At 70.6% G+C, this 18,518-nt stretch carries 16 protein-coding genes; 9 read left to right on the top strand and 7 right to left on the bottom strand.

Annotated elements, in window-relative coordinates:
• The first annotated feature begins 5 nt into the window (after positions 1-5).
• The 4 genes from MRBLMX7_RS16410 to MRBLMX7_RS16395 all read left to right on the top strand — a co-directional run bounded on the left by MRBLMX7_RS16410 (position 6) and on the right by MRBLMX7_RS16395 (position 3,708).
• Entirely contained in the window at positions 6-698 is a 693-nt protein-coding gene (locus MRBLMX7_RS16410; protein ID WP_363370104.1) for an NTP transferase domain-containing protein, read from the top strand.
• A gap of 87 nt (positions 699-785) precedes the next feature.
• Entirely contained in the window at positions 786-1,775 is a 990-nt protein-coding gene (locus MRBLMX7_RS16405) for a hypothetical protein (RefSeq protein ID WP_363370103.1), read from the top strand.
• Positions 1,776-1,876: 101 nt separating this feature from the next.
• Entirely contained in the window at positions 1,877-3,466 is a 1,590-nt protein-coding gene (locus MRBLMX7_RS16400) for an acyl-CoA carboxylase subunit beta (RefSeq protein ID WP_414685112.1), read from the top strand.
• Positions 3,463-3,708 carry an acyl-CoA carboxylase subunit epsilon gene (locus MRBLMX7_RS16395; RefSeq protein WP_363370099.1) on the top strand — a complete coding sequence of 82 codons (246 nt, stop codon included), beginning with the start codon at positions 3,463-3,465 and terminating at the stop codon, positions 3,706-3,708. The genes MRBLMX7_RS16400 and MRBLMX7_RS16395 overlap by 4 nt, the downstream gene beginning before the upstream one ends.
• A 183-nt stretch (positions 3,709-3,891) precedes the next feature.
• Here MRBLMX7_RS16395 and MRBLMX7_RS16390 read toward each other — a convergent pair whose 3' ends face one another.
• From MRBLMX7_RS16390 to MRBLMX7_RS16370, 5 genes are all read right to left on the bottom strand, one after another.
• The gene (locus tag MRBLMX7_RS16390) at positions 3,892-5,109 is read right to left on the bottom strand and encodes an ROK family transcriptional regulator (protein ID WP_363370097.1); all 1,218 of its coding nucleotides are present in this window, start codon (positions 5,107-5,109) and stop codon (positions 3,892-3,894) included.
• A 320-nt stretch (positions 5,110-5,429) separates the two neighbouring features.
• Entirely contained in the window at positions 5,430-6,437 is a 1,008-nt protein-coding gene (locus MRBLMX7_RS16385) for a hypothetical protein (protein ID WP_363370096.1), read from the bottom strand.
• Complete coding sequence (locus MRBLMX7_RS16380) at positions 6,434-7,666, bottom strand: ATP-binding protein (RefSeq protein ID WP_363370094.1); 1,233 nt, start codon at positions 7,664-7,666, stop codon at positions 6,434-6,436. The genes MRBLMX7_RS16385 and MRBLMX7_RS16380 overlap by 4 nt, the downstream gene beginning before the upstream one ends.
• On the bottom strand, positions 7,656-8,318 hold the full coding sequence (locus MRBLMX7_RS16375) for a response regulator transcription factor (RefSeq protein ID WP_363370092.1): 663 nt from the start codon (positions 8,316-8,318) through the stop codon (positions 7,656-7,658). The genes MRBLMX7_RS16380 and MRBLMX7_RS16375 overlap by 11 nt, the downstream gene beginning before the upstream one ends.
• A 42-nt stretch (positions 8,319-8,360) precedes the next feature.
• A complete protein-coding gene (locus MRBLMX7_RS16370; RefSeq protein ID WP_363370090.1) occupies positions 8,361-9,590 on the bottom strand; it encodes a class I SAM-dependent RNA methyltransferase in 1,230 nt (409 codons plus the stop codon).
• 23 nt (positions 9,591-9,613) lie between these two features.
• Between MRBLMX7_RS16370 and MRBLMX7_RS16365 the strand changes: the two genes are divergently transcribed.
• Positions 9,614-10,252 (top strand): Maf family protein, encoded by a 639-nt coding sequence (locus MRBLMX7_RS16365; protein WP_363370972.1) that lies wholly within the window; start codon positions 9,614-9,616, stop codon positions 10,250-10,252.
• Positions 10,253-10,330: 78 nt separating this feature from the next.
• Entirely contained in the window at positions 10,331-12,097 is a 1,767-nt protein-coding gene (locus MRBLMX7_RS16360) for an acetyl/propionyl/methylcrotonyl-CoA carboxylase subunit alpha (protein ID WP_363370088.1), read from the top strand.
• Between the two features lie 151 nt (positions 12,098-12,248).
• Here the strand turns inward: MRBLMX7_RS16360 and MRBLMX7_RS16355 are convergent, their stop codons facing one another.
• Positions 12,249-13,697: an NAD(P)H-quinone dehydrogenase gene (locus MRBLMX7_RS16355; RefSeq protein ID WP_363370086.1), complete on the bottom strand. Its 1,449-nt coding sequence runs from the start codon at positions 13,695-13,697 to the stop codon at positions 12,249-12,251.
• Between the two features lie 48 nt (positions 13,698-13,745).
• Between MRBLMX7_RS16355 and MRBLMX7_RS16350 the strand changes: the two genes are divergently transcribed.
• Genes MRBLMX7_RS16350 through MRBLMX7_RS16340 form a run of 3 tightly spaced genes read left to right on the top strand, consistent with a single transcriptional unit; the run spans position 13,746 to position 16,518 of the window.
• Positions 13,746-14,579 (top strand): purine-nucleoside phosphorylase, encoded by an 834-nt coding sequence (locus tag MRBLMX7_RS16350; RefSeq protein ID WP_363370084.1) that lies wholly within the window; start codon positions 13,746-13,748, stop codon positions 14,577-14,579.
• On the top strand, positions 14,576-16,246 hold the full coding sequence (locus MRBLMX7_RS16345) for a phospho-sugar mutase (RefSeq protein ID WP_363370082.1): 1,671 nt from the start codon (positions 14,576-14,578) through the stop codon (positions 16,244-16,246). The genes MRBLMX7_RS16350 and MRBLMX7_RS16345 overlap by 4 nt, the downstream gene beginning before the upstream one ends.
• An 8-nt stretch (positions 16,247-16,254) precedes the next feature.
• The gene (locus MRBLMX7_RS16340; RefSeq protein WP_363370080.1) at positions 16,255-16,518 is read left to right on the top strand and encodes an HPr family phosphocarrier protein; all 264 of its coding nucleotides are present in this window, start codon (positions 16,255-16,257) and stop codon (positions 16,516-16,518) included.
• 25 nt (positions 16,519-16,543) lie between these two features.
• On the opposite strand, the gene MRBLMX7_RS16335 is transcribed toward MRBLMX7_RS16340, so the two are convergent.
• Complete coding sequence (locus MRBLMX7_RS16335) at positions 16,544-18,466, bottom strand: BglG family transcription antiterminator (RefSeq protein WP_050722798.1); 1,923 nt, start codon at positions 18,464-18,466, stop codon at positions 16,544-16,546.
• Positions 18,467-18,518: the final 52 nt, after the last annotated feature.

The following is an 18,518-nucleotide window of genomic DNA, read 5'->3' as shown; positions in this document are numbered from 1 at the left end:
CACTCGTGACTCTTCAGACCGTCATCCTCGCCGCAGGTATGGGCTCGCGCCTCGGTCGTGCGCTGCCGAAGCCGCTCACCGAACTGAGCGACGGCCGCACCATCATGCGCCAGCAGCACGACAACATCCGCGCCGCCTTCGGCTCCGACGCACGCATCACCACGGTCGTGGGCTACCGTGCCGAGACCATCATCGAGGCGTTCCCGACCGCGAAGTACGTCCACAACGAGCGCTACGACGAGACCAACACCTCCAAGAGCCTCCTGCGCGCCCTCGGCGCGACCGGCCGCGCCGGCGTGCTCTGGATGAACGGCGACGTGGTCTTCGACCCGATGATCCTGGGCCGCGCGGCCGAGTACATCGAGCGCGACCAGTCGTTCGTCACCGTCAACACCTCCAAGGTGAGCGACGAGGAGGTCAAGTACACCGTGACCGCCGAGGGCTTCATCAAGGAGCTGTCGAAGACGGTCAAGGGCGGTCTCGGCGAGGCCGTCGGGATCAACTACATCTCCTCCACGCACAAGAAGGCGTTCATGCGCCAGCTGCAGCGCGTCGAGGACCAGGACTACTTCGAGCGCGGGCTCGAGCTCGCGATCGCGGAGGACGGCCTCCTTCTCGAGCCGATGGACGTCTCCGACCTGTACGCGGTCGAGATCGACTTCGCCGAGGACCTCGAGCGGGCGAACCTCTTCGTCTGACCCGCACGGCACTGCACGAAAGCCCGGCCCCGTCAACGGGGCCGGGCTTTCGGCGTTCTCGCGGCATCCGTTCCTAGGATCGTGTGCATGGCCTCGAAGGTGCACAAGATCCACTCGCTCCCCGACGACGCACCCTGGGACCGGGGCGTGCCGCCGGTCGGCTCGCCCGAGCATCCCTTCATGGTCCGGGGGCTGGATCGAGTCCTCGCGATCCAGCGCCCGCTCGTCCTCGCGCACATCCGGAGCATCCGCCTGCGCAACCCCCACGCGACGCCCGCGGAGATCATCCGCATCCTCGAGCGCCGGTATCTCGCCGCCGTCACGACGGGGGGAGCCGCGGTCGGGGCGACGGCCGTGGTCCCGGGCATCGGCACGGGTGTCACGCTCGCCCTCTCCGGTGTCGAGACCCTGGGCTTCGTGGAGTCGACCGCGCTGTTCGCGCAGTCAGTGGCCGAGGTGCACGGGATCGCGGTCTCCAACCCCGACCGCGCCCGAGCGCTGGTCATGACGCTGATGCTCGGCAAGGAGGGCGTCGCCCTCGTCAGCCAGCTCGCGGGCCAGGCCACCGGCCGTGGCGGCACCCGCTCCTCGTACTGGGGCGAACTCGTCACGACCTCGCTCCCCCGGGCAGCCGTCGGACCCCTCGTCGATCGCCTCAAGAGCATGTTCGTGAAGCAGTTCGCGGCCGCGGGTGGAGCCTCCTTCCTCGGCAAGGCGCTGCCCTTCGGCGTCGGCGCGGCGATCGGCGGCGCGGGCAACCACATCCTCGGCCGCCGCGTGCTCACCACATCGCACCGGGCGTTCGGCGCCGCCCCCGTCGACCTCCCCCTCGACCTCGAGCCCGTCGACGGCGCGGAGAAGGTCGAGCTGCGGATGCTGCACGGCGCGCAGTACCTCGGAAACGCCGTGGCGGGGGCCGCGGGGGCCGCCGCACGCGGTGCCGGCTGGGCCGGACGCAAGGTGGCGTCGGTGGGGCGGGGCCGCCGCACGAAGGACGTCGCCGAGATCGAATCCGCGGGCGATCACGGCCTCCCCGACGGCACGTGGTCCTCTGCCGACGACGGCCGGCACGGCTGACGAGCGCGCCAGGCTCGTGCACGACAGACGCCAAAGGATCCGGCGAGCCGTTGTGGTGAGCATCCAAGGAAGAGCGCCGGGGCGACGATAGGGTGGAATCCGTGACGGAAAAGCCCGAACTCTCGACCACCGCCGGCAGGATCGCAGACCTCCGCGCTCGCTACAACGAAGCCGTTGTCGACGCTGAGAAGACCGCGCAGGACAAGCAGCACGCCAAGGGCAAGATGACCGCCCGCGAGCGTATCGAGCTGCTCGTCGATCCGGGGAGCTTCGTCGAATTCGACGAGTACGTGCGTCACCGCACGACGGCCTTCGGGATGGATCGCAACCGCCCCTACGGCGACTCCGTCGTCACCGGTGTCGGCACGATCAACGGCCGGACGGTCGCGGTGTACTCCCAGGACTTCACGACCTTCGGCGGCTCACTCGGCGAGGTGTCGGGCGACAAGATCATCAAGATCATGGAGTTCGCCCTCACCAACGGGATGCCGATCATCGGCATCCTGGACTCGGGCGGGGCTCGCATCCAGGAAGGCGTCCTCGCCCTCAGCAAGTACGGCGAGATCTTCCGCCTGAACACCCGCTCCTCCGGCGTGATCCCGCAGATCTCGATCATCATGGGCCCGGCCGCCGGCGGCGCCGTGTACGGCCCTGCCCTCACCGACTTCGTGATCATGGTCGACAAGACCAGCCAGATGTTCGTGACCGGGCCCGACGTCATCAAGACGGTCACGGGCGAGGATGTCGGCATGGAGGAGCTGGGCGGCGCCCTCACGCACAACACCCGCTCGGGCGTCGCGCACTACCTCGCGCAGGACGAGGATGACGCGCTCGACTACGCGCGCACGCTCCTCGGGTTCCTGCCCGACAACAACATGGCAGAGATCCCCGGGTACGAGAGCGGCTTCGAGTGGGAGACCACGGATGCCGATCGCTCGCTGAACACGATCATCCCGGACTCGCCCAACCAGCCGTACGACATGCACACCGTGATCGAGCACGTCGTGGACGCCGGCGACTTCATCGAGGTGCAGCCGCTGTTCGCCCCGAACATCCTCATCGGCTTCGGTCGCGTCGAGGGCCGCTCGGTCGGCATCATCGCGAACCAGCCGTCGCAGATGGCGGGCACCCTGAACATCGAGGCCGGCGAGAAGGCCAGCCGCTTCGTGCGCTTCTGCGACGCCTTCTCGATCCCGATCGTGACGCTCGTCGACGTGCCCGGTTACCTCCCCGGCACCGATCAGGAGTGGACGGGCGTGATCCGGCGCGGCGCGAAGCTCATCTACGCGTACGCCGAGGCCACCGTCCCGATGGTCACGGTGATCCTGCGCAAGGCCTACGGCGGCGCCTACATCGTGATGGGCTCCAAGCAGCTCGGCGCCGACGTCAACCTCGCCTGGCCGACGGCCGAGATCGCGGTGATGGGCGGTCAGGGTGCGGTGAACATCCTGTACCGCAACGAGATCAAGAAGGCCGAGGAGGCCGGGGAGGACGTCGCCGCCGTGCGCACGCGCCTCGCGAACGAGTACACCTACAGCGTCACCTCGCCGTTCCTCGCGGCCGAGCGCGGCGAGATCGACGGCATCATCGAGCCGGCCAACACCCGCGTCTCGGTCGCGAAGGCGCTGCGAGCGCTGCGCGGCAAGCGCGCCGAGCTGCCGGCCAAGAAGCACGGGAACATCCCGCTGTGACGCGCGCGGAGGAGCAGGGTTCGACGGACGGCCGGGACGAACGGCCGACCATCGAGATCACGCGCGGCTCGGCGACGGAGGAGGAGCTCGCGGCGCTGATCGCCGTGGTCAGCGACGCCTACGCGCAGGAGGCGGCGGAGGCGGTGGCGGAGGAGCCGATCGTCTCGGCCTGGGCCCGCACGCAGCGCCCGATGCGGCGTCCGCTACGGCGCGACATCCCTTGGGGCCGCTTCGCCGGCTGAGGCGGCCGAACTGCGGGTCCGCGAGCCCCCCAGCTCACGGACCGCGCAGACAGCCTCCGTCGTAAATGCGTGACGGCTTCCCCCTCGGTACCCCAGTCATCGCATCCGCTTCGATAGTACATCGAGTGGACATACGCACCGACGGTTTAACCCGATATTCCGGTATTCGGGTTGCAGGCTTGTTCAGTCTTCGAGGTACAGGTCCGAAGGACGCGGGCTCAGGATCTCGTCGAGCACGACGCACGCCGCCCCGACCGCGGCCACGTCGTCGCCCACGACGGTGCCGTCCACCGAGAGCGTCCGCAGCGCACGGGTGGCGTTGCGTCCCTCCAGCAGGGTGGGGAGCTCCCGGAGGTAGACGTCCGCCACACGGCTCCAGAACGGACCGCCCATCACGACGCGATCCACATCCATCGCGTTCGTGAGCGAGGAGATCAGCACGGCGAGATGCCCGGCAGCCCCTTCGAGCACGCCGAGCGCCGCCTCGTCCCCCGCTCGCGCCCGATCACACAGCAGCGTGAACCGCTCCTCGACCGCGTTCGCGTCGGTGTCGAGCACGCCTCCCTGGATCGCGCGCTCGACGATCGCCTGGGGGGTGCACACCACTTCGACGCATCCTCGACTGCCGCACGCGCACTCGGGGCCGTCGGGATCGACGATGATGTGACCGACCTCGCCCCAGTTGTGCGAGCTGCCTCGGACGGCCTCGCTGTCGCGCACGAGGGAGGCGCCGATGCCGGTTCCCAGGTACACGAACAGGAATGACCGGTCGGCGTCCCACCGGCCCGTCCACTGCTCCCCCACGGCAGCCGCTGTCGTGTCCTTCTCCAGCGTCACGTCGAGCCCCGTCGCCTCCCCGAGCACGGCCCGCAGCGGAACGCGGTGCCACCCGTCGAGCTTCGGCGGATCGATCACGGTCCCCCGGTCCGCGTCGATCGGTCCCGGCGCGGCGACGCCCACCCCCGCGACCGCGGCGCGATCCACCCCGGCGTCGCGGATCAGGGCGTCGATCGTGCGAGCCATGGTGTCCACGATCAGACGCGGCTCCCGCTCGGAGGTGCGCACCACGTGGCGATGCACCACCGTCCCCGCCATGTCGAGCAGAACCACGGTGATGACCGCGGGGTCGAGGTGTACACCGACCGAGTAGCGACTCTCCGGCACGAGGCGCAGCGTGACGCGCGGCTTGCCCGGGCCGTTGATCGTGCGGCCGGCCTCGGCGATGACCTTCTCGTCGAGCAGGCGACGAGTGATGTTCGTGACGGTCTGGGCCGAGAGCCCCGTCTCGTCGACGAGCTCGATGCGGCTCAGGCCCTCCCCCGACCGACGGATCGCCTCCAGGATGACGGACTGGTTGAAATCGCCCATCCGAGGCAGGTTGGTTCCGCGGCGCTTGACCATGCCCCATCTTCTCGCATGCGCTGGAATTCGTGTCCCCCAAAATACCTACAGACAACGTCTTGAAGAACCATCAGACTGAGGGGGACGCTTCGCGTTCGGCTGGTCTCTCTGTCCCAGGGTAGACAGACGCAGACCGGTCTTCGGCGGGACGGTTTTCGGGTAACTGTTCCGCATGGCGAGGGGCAGGCGGCTTCGCCGCCCCTCGCCCACTCTCTTCCCCCCTCGCCTCCGGTCACCTCCCCCGGCCGGAGCCGAGGCGGAGCGCGCGAACCACACGTCGGGCGGGACGTCACGATCGATCCCCGCGCCGCGGAGCGTCCTCAGGCCTCCGGGGCCCGCGGGATCTCGTGCCACACGTCGACGGCGTCGTCGTCGCTCGAGTCGCCGGCCGCGGCCCGACCCACCACGGTCACCGCCGTGCGCGGATCGCGCGCAGCCCGGATGATCCACCTCTCGGCGACGCTCGCGCGCAGCACCGACGCGAGTTCGTCGCGGATCTCGGCGCGGCGCGCCTCAGCGACGTCGTCCAGCCCTCCTTCGTCGAACACCGTGACGGCCGCGCCGTGACGGCGTGCGTCCTCGATCGCGTCACGCACCTCGTCGTTGAGGAGGTCGGCACCGCGGAGCTCGTCGCGCAGCCGCCCCTCCGCCAGGCGCGCCTCGAGCCGCTCGGCATCGTCGAGCATCCCGTGCGTCGCCACGGCCCGAGCCAGGACGGGCCCCGCGACCGCGAGCGCGAAATGCGTGCCCAACCGGCGCTCCTGCTGCCGGACCTGCTGCGTGGCGTGCCAGGCGGACACGGCCTGCTGGATGCTGGCGAGGCGCTCGGTGTCGCGCACCGCCCTGTCCCAGAACATCACGAGCAGGTGCGCGACCGCGACCCACATGATCGAACCCACGAGGCCGAGGGAGAGGGCACTGAAGAACCCGAGCGCGAGCGACGACGCCGCGACGAGGACGATGACGCTGAGCCAGCCGATCACGAAGCGCCGGCGGACGATGCACACGATGCCGAGCAGACCGAGCGCGCCGATGTACCAGGTCGCGAACGGCGATCGCAGTGTGGCGGGATCCAGCGACAGCGTCACGAGCGCCGGGATCAGCGCGGACGAGCTCAGCGCGACGAGCGCGGTCCACAGCGGCATCCTGACATCGACGGCCGAGTCCCACAGGATCGCGACGTTCACGACCACCAGGTAGAGGCCGATCGCCGCGACCATGAAGAGCGGGCCGGTCGGTTGCTCGATCCACCACACGCCCCGGGCCGCGAAGTACATCGCGAAGCCCACGGCGAGCGAGGTGGCGACGCTGCGCACCGTCCGGTTCACGACTTCTCCCATCCGAGGGCGACCGTGGTGCCGTGCTCGCTCGAGTCGATCTCGGCGGAACCGGCGACGCCGGCCATGCGCGCCAGGATCGACGCGCGGATGCCGAGACGGTCGGCGCCGATCGCATCGACGTCGAAGCCCGGACCGGTGTCGGAGATGATGACGCGGATACCCTCCTCACCGTGCCCCTCCGCGAGGATGTGCAGACCGCGCCCGTGCGCATGGGTCACCGCGTTGCCCAGCGCCTGACGCGCCGCGAGCACGAGGGCCCTGGCCGCACGCCCCGGGATCAGACCGGGTCCGCCGCGCTCCTCCACGATCGCATCGGCCCCGAGTTCGGAGAGGGCGCGGCGCAACTCGACGACGATCTGCGACATGCCGATCGGCTCGTCGCTGCCCTCCTGCGCGACCGCGGCCTCGGTGTTGGCCAGTCGGGTGAGCGCCTCGCGCGACATGCCCACCGCGAGGTCGCGTGCCCGCTCTCCCTCGGCCCGCTCCACCGCGATCAGGGCGGCGAGCACGCTGTCGTGCATGAGCGCCGACATCGCGACGCGCTCCTCCTCCGCTGCGGCCGCGGCGGCGGCATCCGCGTACGACGCCACCGCGCGCGCCCGCGCCTCGTCCACGCCCGCGGCCACCGAGCGGAACATCCACCCGAGCGAGATGATGACGATGCCGAGGATCAGCGTGAACGACACATCGAACGCCGTCGTGACCCAGAAGTCGCGGGAGAACGAGCCCTCCACGAGCCGCACGTAGCCGTAGACGAACGGGAGCCCCACCGCCCAGGCGAACTGCAGCCACAGCGGAAACGCCAGCATCGCCGCGACGACGCCCACGTTGACGAGGAAGAAGATCCACGGCTGATCCGCCGCGGAGGCGTCAGGACCGACGAGACTCGGCCAGGCTCCGAGCGCCAGCACGTAGGCGACGGCGAAGAGACCGGATGCCACGCGCACCGCCCGCCCGATCACGCACGCGACGAGCATGGCGGCGAAGGGGATGTACACCGCGAGCAGCGTCGCGACCCGGGGGCCGTCGCTCCACGAGGTCGTCGAGAGCGCCGCGATCAGCGCCTGCGTGCCGAGCACGGAGGACCCGATGGCGACCACGGTCGCGAGGATGCGCTCCATGCGCTTGCCCGTGAAGCGCTCGAACTCGGTCTCCACGCTGCCCGGAGAAGGGATCTGGCTCCAGGCTTCGCGGATGCTGAGCGGATCAGCGGGCACTCGGCGCCCCGTCGGAGGCCACGATGCCGTCCTCCATCGCACGGCGCAGCAGGTCGACCTTGGTCGGCGCGGGGCGCCCGACGTCTACGTACTTGACGCGGATGCGGGTGATGTTCTCCTTGGCCGTGGAGTAGGCCACGCCGAGTCGCTCGGCCACGGCTTTGAGCGGCAGGCCCGTCGCGTACAGCCGCAGCACCTCGCGCTCGCGGGTCGAGAGCTGGGCGTCCGCGAACTCCCTGTCGCCGTCGACCGCGCTCGCCCACTCGACGTTGTTGAGGGGGTCGCCCTGCGCGACGGTGCGGATGGCGTCGAGGACGTCGTCGAGGGCCGAGGACTTGCTCACGACGCCCGCGGCTCCCGCCACGAGCGCCTCGCGCACGGCGGCCGGGCGATCGGCGACGCTGTGGATCACGACGCTCGCACCGTCGGCGACGAGCGAGGAGACGTTCTCGGTCACGGTGGTGCCGTCGCCGAGGGTGAGATCGAGCACGACGACGTCGGCGGGCGCGGCGGCCGTCATCACCCGCCATTCGAGGTACGAGCCGACGGTGCTGCCGGAGAACACGACGGTCTGCGCTCCGTCACGAGCGCACGCCGCCTCCAGACCGAGGCGGACGGATTCGTGATCGTCGATGAGTGCGACCCTGCTCATCCGTCCAGCCTACTGAGTCGCGATCGGGGATGAGCGCGGCGCTCACCGGGTGAGCAGCGCGACGACCTCGAAGTGGTGGGAGTGCGGGAACAGATCGAATCCGCGCATCGTCGGCACCTGCCAGCCCAGATCCCGGAACGTGCCCAGGTCGCGGGCAAGCGCCACCGGATCGCAGGCCACGTAGGCGATCGCGTCCGGCGCGAGCCCGTGCAACGCCTCCACGACGGCGCGACCGGCGCCGGCCCGAGGCGGGTCGAGCACGACGGCGCCGGCCGTGGCACCGGAGGGAAGGCCTGCGAGATAGCGATCGACGCGGGCGGTGACGGCGGTCGCGTCGAGGCCCGCGAGGTTCTCCGCGGCGTGCGCGGTCGCGCGGCGGCTCGATTCCACCGTCACGACGTCGGTGGCCCCGAGGTCGCCGAGGGTGGCCGAGAACAGACCGACGCCGCCGTAGAGGTCGTAGTGCGTGGCGGCCTCGTCGACGTGCCCGTCGAGCACGCCGTAGACCGCGGCGTCGAGCACCGATGCCGCGCGCGGGTGCACCTGCCAGAAGCCCCCGGCATCCACCTGGAACCGGCGGTCGCCGACCAGCTCGTGCACGACCTCCGGCTCCGGCCTGCGCCCCTGACCACGACCTGGGCGCCCTTCGATCCTGTCGCGTCGGAGGATGCGCACCCGCCCGTCGGCGGGCTCGATGAGGTCGACGCTCCCCGGGCGCCCGCCCGTGAGCGAGAGGGCGGCCTCCGCGATCTTCGGCCGTGCCAGCGGATGCTCTCCGACGCGGATGACGCGGTGGCTGCGAGCCGCATAGGGGCCGACCGCGCCGTCGTCGTCGATGTGCAGCGTGACGCGCGTGCGCCACCCCGTGCCGTCCGTCGAGTCGACCGCCTCGATCTCGGGGGCTTCGAGCCCGCCCCCGGCGAACCGGTCGAGAGCCTCCGTGAGCACCCGGCGCTTGAGGACGCGCTGGTGCGCGAGCTCGATGTGTCCGAGATCCGCCCCGCCGGGGCGCGACTCGGGGGCGTTCTCGATGTCTGCCTCTGCCCAGATGTGCGATGTGCGGTGCGGCGAGGGGTCGAGCACCTCGACCGTCTCGGCGCGCCAGAAGCTCTTCGATTCACCGGTCGACTCGGCATCCAGGCGCGCGCGGACGCGCTCCCCGGGGATCGCGTCGGAGACGAACACGACTCGTCCCTCATGGCGGGCGATGAAGGTTCCGCCGTGCGCGATACCGGTGATGTCCAGATCGAGCAGGTCAGAGGAGGAAGTCATTCTTCGAGGATACGGTGGTGCACATGCGCGTCTGCCTCGCCTCCACCTCCCCCGCCCGTCTCATGCTGCTGCGTCAGGCGGGGATCGAACCGCTCACGCAGTCCCCTGACGTCGACGAGGACGCCGTGGCCGCGGCGGCGGCGGCCGAGCGCGGCGCCGACCTCCCTCCCGCCGACCTCGTGCTCCTGCTCGCGCGGGCCAAGGCCGCAGTCGTCGCCCGGCAGCTCGCGGCCGACGCGACCTTCGACGGGCTCGTGATCGGCGGCGACTCCATGTTCGCGCTCGGCGGCCGCGTGTACGGCAAGCCCTACACGCCCGAGGAGGCGACGCGGCGCTGGCAGGAGATGCGCGGTGCGACCGGCATCCTGCATTCCGGCCACTCCGTGTATCGAGTGGCCCCGGGCGCCGAGCCGATCGAGGCCACCGCGACCGCCGAAGCCGCCGTGACGTTCGCGGACGACATCTCGGATGCCGAGATCGCGGCGTACGTCGCCTCCGGCGAGCCTCTGCACGTGGCCGGGGCCTTCACGGTCGACAGCCTGGGCGGTGCGTTCATCACGCGGGTGGAGGGCGATCCCTCGACCGTCGTCGGCATGTCGCTGTCGACGGTCCGCCGCCTGGCGTCCGAGCTCGGGGTGCAGTGGACCGACCTCTGGTCGTAGGGTCCCCTCGACGTTTCCCCACCTTTCTTGTGGGGAGTCGTCAAAGAGATCGGCTTTCTTCTCGCTAGGCTGGCAATCATGCCTGATATCGCCAAGGTGCTCATCGCCAACCGCGGCGAGATCGCCGTACGCATCATCCGTGCCGCCCGCGACTCCGGGATCGCCTCGGTCGCGGTCTACGCCGACCAGGATCGCGACGCACTGCACACCCGACTCGCCGACGAGGCCTACGCCCTCGGGGGCGAGACCAGCGCCGAGACGTACCTGCAGATCGAGAAGATCCTCTCGGTCGCCCGTCGCGCCGGCGCGGACGCCGTGCATCCGGGCTACGGCTTCCTCGCCGAGAACGCCGACTTCGCCCGAGCTGTGATCGGCGCGGGGATGACGTGGATCGGCCCGTCCCCCGAGGCCATCGAGGCGCTCGGCGACAAGGTCACCGCACGTCACGTCGCCGAGAAGGTCGGGGCGCCCCTCGCCCCCGGCACCCCCGGCCCGGTCTCCGGCGCCGACGAGGTCGTCGCGTTCGCGAAGGAGTACGGCCTTCCGATCGCCATCAAGGCCGCGTACGGCGGCGGCGGACGCGGCCTCAAGGTCGCACGCGAGCTCGACGAGGTCGCTGAGCTCTTCGAGTCGGCGACCCGCGAGGCCGTTACGGCCTTCGGCCGTGGCGAGTGCTTCGTCGAGAAGTACCTCGACAAGCCGCGTCACGTCGAGACGCAGTGCCTGGCGGATGCCGAGGGCAACGTCGTGGTGATCTCGACGCGCGACTGCTCGCTGCAACGCCGTCACCAGAAGCTCGTGGAAGAGGCGCCCGCGCCGTACCTCACCGAGGAGCAGAACGCGCAGCTGTACTCCGCGTCCAAGGCCATCCTCAAGGAGGTCGGCTACGTCGGGGCAGGCACGTGCGAGTTCCTCATCGGCGCCGACGGCACGGTCTCCTTCCTCGAGGTGAACACGCGTCTGCAGGTGGAGCACCCCGTGTCCGAGGAGGTCACCGGGATCGACCTCGTGCGCGAGCAGTTCCGCATCGCCGCGGGCGGCACGATCGACTACGACGACCCCGCGCCCACCGGCCACTCGATCGAGTTCCGCATCAACGGCGAAGACCCGGGTCGCGGATTCCTCCCCCAGCCGGGCCCGATCCACGTCTTCAAGACCTTCGGCGGTCCCGGCATCCGCCTCGACTCCGGCGTCACGGCCGGCGACTCGGTCTCCGGAGCGTTCGACTCGCTGCTCGCGAAGATCATCGTGACCGGCAAGGACCGCGCCGAGGCCCTCGAGCGCTCCCGACGTGCCCTCGAGGAGTTCGAGGTCGCGGGTCTGCCCACCGTGCTGCCCTTCCATCGCAAGGTCGTGAACGATCCGGCGTTCACCGCCGAGGACGGTGAGTTCGGCGTGTTCACGCGCTGGATCGAGACCGAGTTCGTCAACGACATCCCCGCGTGGGACGGCGAGCTCGAGTCGCCCGCTGCGGCGTCCGGTCGCCACACCGTGGTCGTCGAGGTCGCCGGCAAGCGCCTCGAGGTCAGCCTGCCCGACCGTGTCGCGGTCGCCGCCGGCACCGCGGGACGTCCCGCCGCCGTGCCCCCGTCGCGTCGCAGCCATGCGACCGCAGCCAACGCCGGAGCGTCGGGCGACGCCGTGAAGTCGCCGATGCAGGCCACGGTCGTCAAGGTCGCGGTCGAGGATGGCCAGCAGGTCGTCAAGGGCGATCTCGTCGTGGTCCTCGAGGCCATGAAGATGGAGCAGCCGCTGCAGGCGCACAAGGACGGCGTCGTCGGCAACATCAGCGCGGATGCCGGGGCGACGGTCTCGGCCGGCCACCAGCTGCTCACGATCAGCTGACTCGCACCTCCATCCGCTCACACGAGAAGGGCGCCCCACCGCGGTGGGGCGCCCTTCTCGCGTCGTGGGCGTCTCGTCTCGTCGCCGCGCTCCTCACGGGGCGACCGCCGATCGTCGAGCGCGCGGAGCGAGACGAAACGCTCGGCCCGATCTACGAGATGTTGACGAGGTGCATCGCGCGGCTCGCGTCGGTGATGCTGCTCGACAGCGACGGGTAGGCCGCGAAGACGCGCGAGACCTGGTCGACGGTGAGACGGCGCTCGACCGCCACCGCGATCGGGTAGATCAGTTCGGACGCCTTGGGGGCGACGATCACGCCGCCGATCACGGTGCCCGATCCCTTGCGGGCGATGAGCTTGACGAAGCCGTCCTTGATGCCCATCATCTTGGCGCGCGGGTTGGCCGCGAGGGGCAGCTTGTAGACCAGGCCGTCGGCGACGCCGTCCTCGACGTCCTTCTGCGAGTAGCCGACCGTCGCGATCTCCGGCGCAGTGAAGATGTTCGAGGTGATCTTGATGAGTTCGAGCGGGATCACGATGTCGCCCAGCGCATGGAACACGGCCGTGCGGCCCTGCATCGAGGCGACGGAGGCGAGCGGGAAGAAGTTCGTGCAGTCGCCCACCGCGTACACGTTGGGGACGGAGGTGCGCGCCACCCGGTTGACCCGGATGTTGCCCTGCTCGGTGAGCTCGACACCCGCCTCCTGGAGGCCGATGCCCTGCGTGTTCGGGATGGATCCGACGGCCATCAGGCAGTGGCTGCCCTCCACCGTGCGCCCGTCGGCGAGGGTCACCCGGACGCCGTCGTCGATCACCTCGACCTTCTCGGCGCGGGCCTTCGACAGCAGCTCCATACCGCCCCGCTTGAAGACCTTCTCCAAGACCTTCGCGGCATCCTGGTCTTCGCCGGGGAGCACCTGCTCGCGGCTGGAGACCAGCGTGACCTTGGCGCCGAGGTTCATGTACGCGGAGGCGAACTCCGCCCCCGTGACACCCGATCCGACGACGATCAGGTGCTCGGGGAGCGCCTTCATGTCGTACAGCTGGGTCCAGGTGAGGATCCGCTTGCCGTCGGGCTTCGCGGAGGAGAGCTCACGCGGCGAGGCGCCGACCGCGACCACGATGGTGTCGGCCTCGACGCGGTCGAAGTCCGTGCCGTCCTGCCCGGTCGAGACGATGATCGCGTTCGGCCCCTCGAGGCGGCCGTGACCGGACAGGATGCGGACGCCGGCCTCGAGCAGGGTGGCGCGCATGTCCTCGGACTGCTGGCCGGCGAGGGCGATCAGCCGCTTGTTGACCGCGGCCAGGTTGATGGCGATCTCGGGCTTGAGCGGCTTGCCGTGCTCGCCCTTGGCGTAGAACTGCACACCGAGGTCGGACGCCTCCGAAATCGCGACGGCCGCATCCGCGGTGGCGATGAGGCTCTTCGAGGGCACGACGTCCGTCAGCACGGCCGCCCCACCGACGCCCACGCGCTCGACCAGGGTCACCTCGGCTCCGAGCTGAGCGGCCGCGAGGGCTGCCTCGTAGCCGCCGGGACCGCCGCCGAGCACGGCGACGCGCTGAGTGCGTTCGAAAGGGGTGGAAGACATGGTCTCCATTCTTCCGCAATCCTGGCACCCGGCCGTCCACCTTCCTAGAGTGGATCCATGCCTGAAAACCACAGCAACCCTCTCGACGACCCGACTGCGAACCCGTTCGAGGTCGCCGCCGCAGCCGCCGCGGACATCGCGCGCCTCACGGGCGTCGAGAAGCACGACATCGCCCTCACGCTCGGCAGCGGCTGGGGCAAGGCCGCCGACCTCATCGGCGAGACCATCGCGACCATCCCCGCGACCGAGGTGACCGGCTTCTCGAAGCCCGCGCTCGAGGGCCACGTCGGCACCCTGCGCAGCATCCGCACCCCGGGCGGCAAGAACGTCCTCGTGATCGGCGCCCGCACGCACTACTACGAGAGCCACGGCGTGCGCCGCGTCGTGCACTCGGTCCGTACCGCCGCCGCAACGGGGGCGAAGATCATGGTGCTCACCAACGGCGCCGGGGGCGTGCGCGAGACGTGGAAGCCGGGGCAGCCCGTGCTGATCAGCGACCACATCAACCTCACGGCCGACTCGCCGCTCGAGGGCGCGACGTTCATCGACCTCACCGACCTGTACGCGACGCGCCTGCGCGACATCGCCCGTACGGTCGACCCTTCGCTCGACGAGGGCGTGTACACGCAGTTCCGCGGCCCGCACTATGAGACGCCGGCCGAGGTGCAGATGGCCAAGCGCATCGGCGGCGACATCGTCGGCATGTCCACGGCCCTCGAGGCCATCGCGGCGCGCGAGGCGGGAATGGAGATCCTCGGGTTCTCGCTCATCACGAACCTCGCCGCCGGCATCCAGAAGACTCCCCTCAGCCACGCCGAGGTGATCGAGGCGGGCCGCGAGGCCGAGCCGGTGATCTCGGCGCTGCTGGCCCGAGTGGTCGAGGCGCTGTGAGCGAGGAGCGCCTCGCACAGGCGCGCGCATGGCTGCGCCAGGACCCCGACCAGGAGACCCGCGACGAGCTCGCCGGTGTCATCACCCGCGCGGGAGGCGGTGACGCGGCCGCGCTCGCCGACCTCGACGACCGCTTCGCCACGCGCCTCGCCTTCGGCACGGCGGGTCTGCGCGGCGCGCTCGGCGCCGGGAGCAACCGCATGAACCGCGTGCTGGTGGCGCAGGCCGCCGCCGGGTTCGCGGCGTACCTGCGCGAGAAGTCGCCCGGCACTGTGCCCACGGTCGTGATCGGGTACGACGGGCGCCGCAACTCGCGCGTGTTCGCCACGGACTCGGCCGAGCTGTTCGCGGGTGCCGGTCTGCGTGCCATCCTGCTTCCCCGCCTGCTGCCGACCCCGGTGCTCGCCTTCGCCGTGCGCCATCTCGGTGCGGATGCGGGCGTGATGGTCACGGCCTCGCACAACCCGCCGAACGACAACGGGTACAAGGTGTATCTCGGTGGTGCGGACCAGGGCTCGCAGATCGTGTCCCCCGCGGATGCCGAGATCGCGGCGCACATCCAGAGTGTCGCGGATGCCGGCGACGTGTCGGCCCTCCCCCGGTCGACCTCGTACGAGACGGCGGCCGAGGACGTCGTCGACGCCTACGTGGCGGCCACGGCCGCTGTCGCGCCCGCCCCCGAGGCGGCCTCGGGTCTGCGTTGGGTGTACACGGCGATGCACGGCGTGGGCTGGGAGACGGTCTCGTCGATCGTGAAGGCGGCAGGGTATCCGCAGCCCATGGTGGTGGGTGAACAGCTGCAGCCGGACGCGACCTTTCGCACGGTGTCGTTCCCGAACCCGGAGGAACCGGGCGCGATGGACCTGTCGTTCGCCCGGGCGAAGCGCGTGCAGGCGGACTTCATCCTCGCGAACGATCCGGATGCCGACCGCCTCGCCGTCGCGATCCCCGATCCCTCCGCGGACGGCGGATGGCGACGACTGACCGGCAACGAGGTCGGCCTGCTGCTCGGCGCCCGCGCGGCACGTGCGGCCGCAGGGACGCCCGGCGCTTCACTCGCCTGCTCACTGGTGTCGTCGCCCGGCCTGGGGGCGATCGCCGCGCACCACGGACTCGACTTCCACGAGACGCTCACGGGCTTCAAGTGGATCTCACGCGCACCCGGCATCGTTTTCGGCTTCGAGGAGGCACTCGGCTATCTCGTGAACCCCGGGACGGTGCGGGACAAGGACGGCATCTCCGCCGTCGTCGCGATCCTCGGACTCGCGGCCGAGGCCCACGGTCGCGGGGCCTCGCTCGCCGACCTGCTCGTCGAGCTGGGCGACACCTACGGGCACTTCGCGAGCGGCCAGGTCTCGGTGCGCGTCGAGGACCTGTCGGTCATCGGCACCGTGATGCAGTCGCTCCGTGCGACGCCTCCCGCACAGTTCGGCCAGCGGGGCATCGCCGCGGCGGAGGACCTGCTGCACGCCGAGCAGGGTCAGCCGTCGGGCGACGTGCTGCGCTACCGACTCCTCGACGGCTCGCGCATCATCGTGCGTCCGAGCGGGACCGAGCCCAAGCTCAAGGTCTACATCGACGCCGCCGGCGACTCCGCGGAGCACGCGACGCAGGCCGTCGGAGAGCTCGAGACCGCGGTCCGCGCCCTCCTGGACGAGCGCTCGTAGGTCGCACCATGCCACGCAGACACGTCGTGATCACCGCGCACAACGGGGTGCACGCGCGTCCCGTCGCGGAGCTCGTGCGCCTCGTCCAGGCGCATTCGCACAGCGTGACCCTGCAGACCTCGACGGGGGCGGTGGTCGATCTCAGCAGCGTGCTGGCGATCATGGACCTCGCCCTCGCCGAGGGAGATGCGGTAGTGCTCGAGACACCCGAGTCGCCCGGGGCCGATGCGGTGCTCGACACGCTCGCGGGCGTGCTCGATCCGCGCGGCTGAGACACAGAACCGCCGAACCTCGGGCTCAGCCGTCGATCACGGCGACCAGCTCGTCGAGGAAGGCCTCGAACGTGGTGCCGCGGCGCACGATGCGCTGCACGCTGTCCCTCTCGCTGAACACCTCGACGAGCTGCTCGAAGACGGTCTGGAACGCGGTGCGGTCGCTCTCGCTGAAGGCGGCGAGCGCGACGACCTGCACGCGCCCGTCGCCCCATGCTGCCGAGCCCTCGGCCACCCCGATCGCGATCGCTGTCCGCGCCGCGGTCATCTGCAGGGCGTGCGGCACGGCCAGGGCGTCGGTGAACGCGGTCGAGGACATCCGTTCGCGGGCGATCGTGTTGTCGACGTAGTCCTCGCCGATCAGACCTGCGTCGACCAGCAAGCCTCCCAGACGGCGGATGATGGTCTCCTCCCCCTCGTCGGGGAGCGGATGGACGAAGGCGTCGGCGACGAAGTACCGGGCGAGCTCGGCGCGGAGGCGCGCGAGGCGGCGAGCGCGGCGCACGCGCCCGGCCGCCTGCTGGATGCGGTCGACGTCGGCATCCGTGAGGAAGGGCTGGATGCGGACATAGCGGTCACCAGCGGCACCGGGCTCGATCGTGCTGAGCACCAGATCGGTGTCGAACGACGACCAGTCGGGATCGACGTTCGTCACGACGCTCGTGACCTCGATCGCCGAGCCGAGCGATCGGTCGACGCTCGATCGGAGCAGCTCGTGGAGCTCGTAGTAGCCGGGGCACACGATCGTGGCGGTGAGGATCGTCTCGGCCTTGCGGCTGCGCTCCAGCCGCCCGCCGACGTGCATGGCGATGTAGGCGATCTCGTCGTCGTGGATGGGCGTGCCGAGCCGGTCATGGAGCCCGCTCGCGATCGACACCGCCACTTCGAAGATCATCGGGTACGAGGTCTTGAGCGAGCGCGTGAGCGGGTTGCGGGTGAGAGCGCTTTCCTCGGCGCGGCGCAGCAGGTTCTGCACATGCAGCGCGAGCCGGAGCACGAAGGTCTCGTCGAGGAGGTCGACCTGGAAGTCCTCAGCCGCGCGCGCGATCTCCTCGCGGACCGCGGCCTCGACACCGGGCTCGATCCCGCTGCGGGCGACGTCGCGGGTGGCATCCTGACCCGGCGCGACGACGCGGGTGAGGACCAGGGAAGCCAGGTGCCCGCTGTCGCCCGGGCCGAGAGACACCTGGAAGTGCTCCTGCGCGAGGCGGGCGATGACGGTGCCGACCGCGGGGATCTCCGGGCGAGCTCCGGTAGCGGTCGCCTCGAGGGCGTGGCCGGCTGCGACCCGATCCGCCGCGATCGCGATGTGCAGCAGCACGTCGGAGATCGCGAGCTCGTTCACGTAGTAGCCGAGTGCGCCGAGTTCGCGGACGAGCTCCGACTTGAACGGGCCGACGGCGTGCGCGGGGACGGCGCTGCCGTCCAGCGCTCGACGGAACGTCTCAGGATGGAAGGACGCCGCGTCCATCTCGTCGTGCGCCAGGCGCGAGAGCAGGCGGCGTTGCGCGGTCTCGTCGCCGCGCAGACGCACCGTCTCCCGGTCGCGCTCGAGCACGAGCGCGCTGTCGTCGAGGAGCGTGCGCACACGGGCGAGGTCGGCTTCGAGCGTCGCCTCGCTCACGTGCAGCCGCTCGGCCATCGCGAACACGTCGATCCCATCCGGGTCGTCGAGGAGCGCACGGACGAGCGCGTGCAGGCGGTCACGCGGGGCCGATTCGCCGCCCTGGCGCGTGCGCAGCGCCTCACGCGCGCTCGCCCCGGCCCGGTATCCGGCCGGTCCGGACTCGATCGCGTCGGCGCCGGACGTCCGTGAGTTGAGGGCCGCGACATAGGAGCGGATGCTGCGCGGAGTGACTCCGAGCTGATCGGCGAGACTCGCGGCCGTCGCCCAGCTGCCCCGACGCAGCAAAGTCGAGAGGAGCTGGTCCTGGCGCTGCCGAGACATCATCCTCCCCTTTTCCCGTGCTGACCGCACTGTCGTGACGTGTCTTCCATCC

This window comes from Microbacterium sp. LMX7-1.2 (assembly GCF_040675935.1).
Lineage (GTDB): Bacteria > Actinomycetota > Actinomycetes > Actinomycetales > Microbacteriaceae > Microbacterium.
The sequence above is the reverse complement of the archived record's forward strand: the minus strand, read 5'-3'. Positions and strand labels throughout refer to the sequence as shown.

What these genes read in the sequence shown, in the direction of transcription:
- MRBLMX7_RS16370 (WP_363370090.1), bottom strand. Translation starts at nt 9,590, where the DNA reads ATGACTTCCTCCTCTGACCTGCTCGATCTGGACATCACCGGTATCGCG.
- MRBLMX7_RS16335 (WP_050722798.1), bottom strand. Translation starts at nt 18,466, where the DNA reads ATGTCTCGGCAGCGCCAGGACCAGCTCCTCTCGACTTTGCTGCGTCGG.
- MRBLMX7_RS16365 (WP_363370972.1), top strand. Translation starts at nt 9,614, where the DNA reads ATGCGCGTCTGCCTCGCCTCCACCTCCCCCGCCCGTCTCATGCTGCTG.
- MRBLMX7_RS16405 (WP_363370103.1), top strand. Translation starts at nt 786, where the DNA reads ATGGCCTCGAAGGTGCACAAGATCCACTCGCTCCCCGACGACGCACCC.
- MRBLMX7_RS16390 (WP_363370097.1), bottom strand. Translation starts at nt 5,109, where the DNA reads ATGGTCAAGCGCCGCGGAACCAACCTGCCTCGGATGGGCGATTTCAAC.
- MRBLMX7_RS16375 (WP_363370092.1), bottom strand. Translation starts at nt 8,318, where the DNA reads ATGAGCAGGGTCGCACTCATCGACGATCACGAATCCGTCCGCCTCGGT.
- MRBLMX7_RS16360 (WP_363370088.1), top strand. Translation starts at nt 10,331, where the DNA reads ATGCCTGATATCGCCAAGGTGCTCATCGCCAACCGCGGCGAGATCGCC.
- MRBLMX7_RS16340 (WP_363370080.1), top strand. Translation starts at nt 16,255, where the DNA reads ATGCCACGCAGACACGTCGTGATCACCGCGCACAACGGGGTGCACGCG.
- MRBLMX7_RS16350 (WP_363370084.1), top strand. Translation starts at nt 13,746, where the DNA reads ATGCCTGAAAACCACAGCAACCCTCTCGACGACCCGACTGCGAACCCG.
- MRBLMX7_RS16355 (WP_363370086.1), bottom strand. Translation starts at nt 13,697, where the DNA reads ATGGAGACCATGTCTTCCACCCCTTTCGAACGCACTCAGCGCGTCGCC.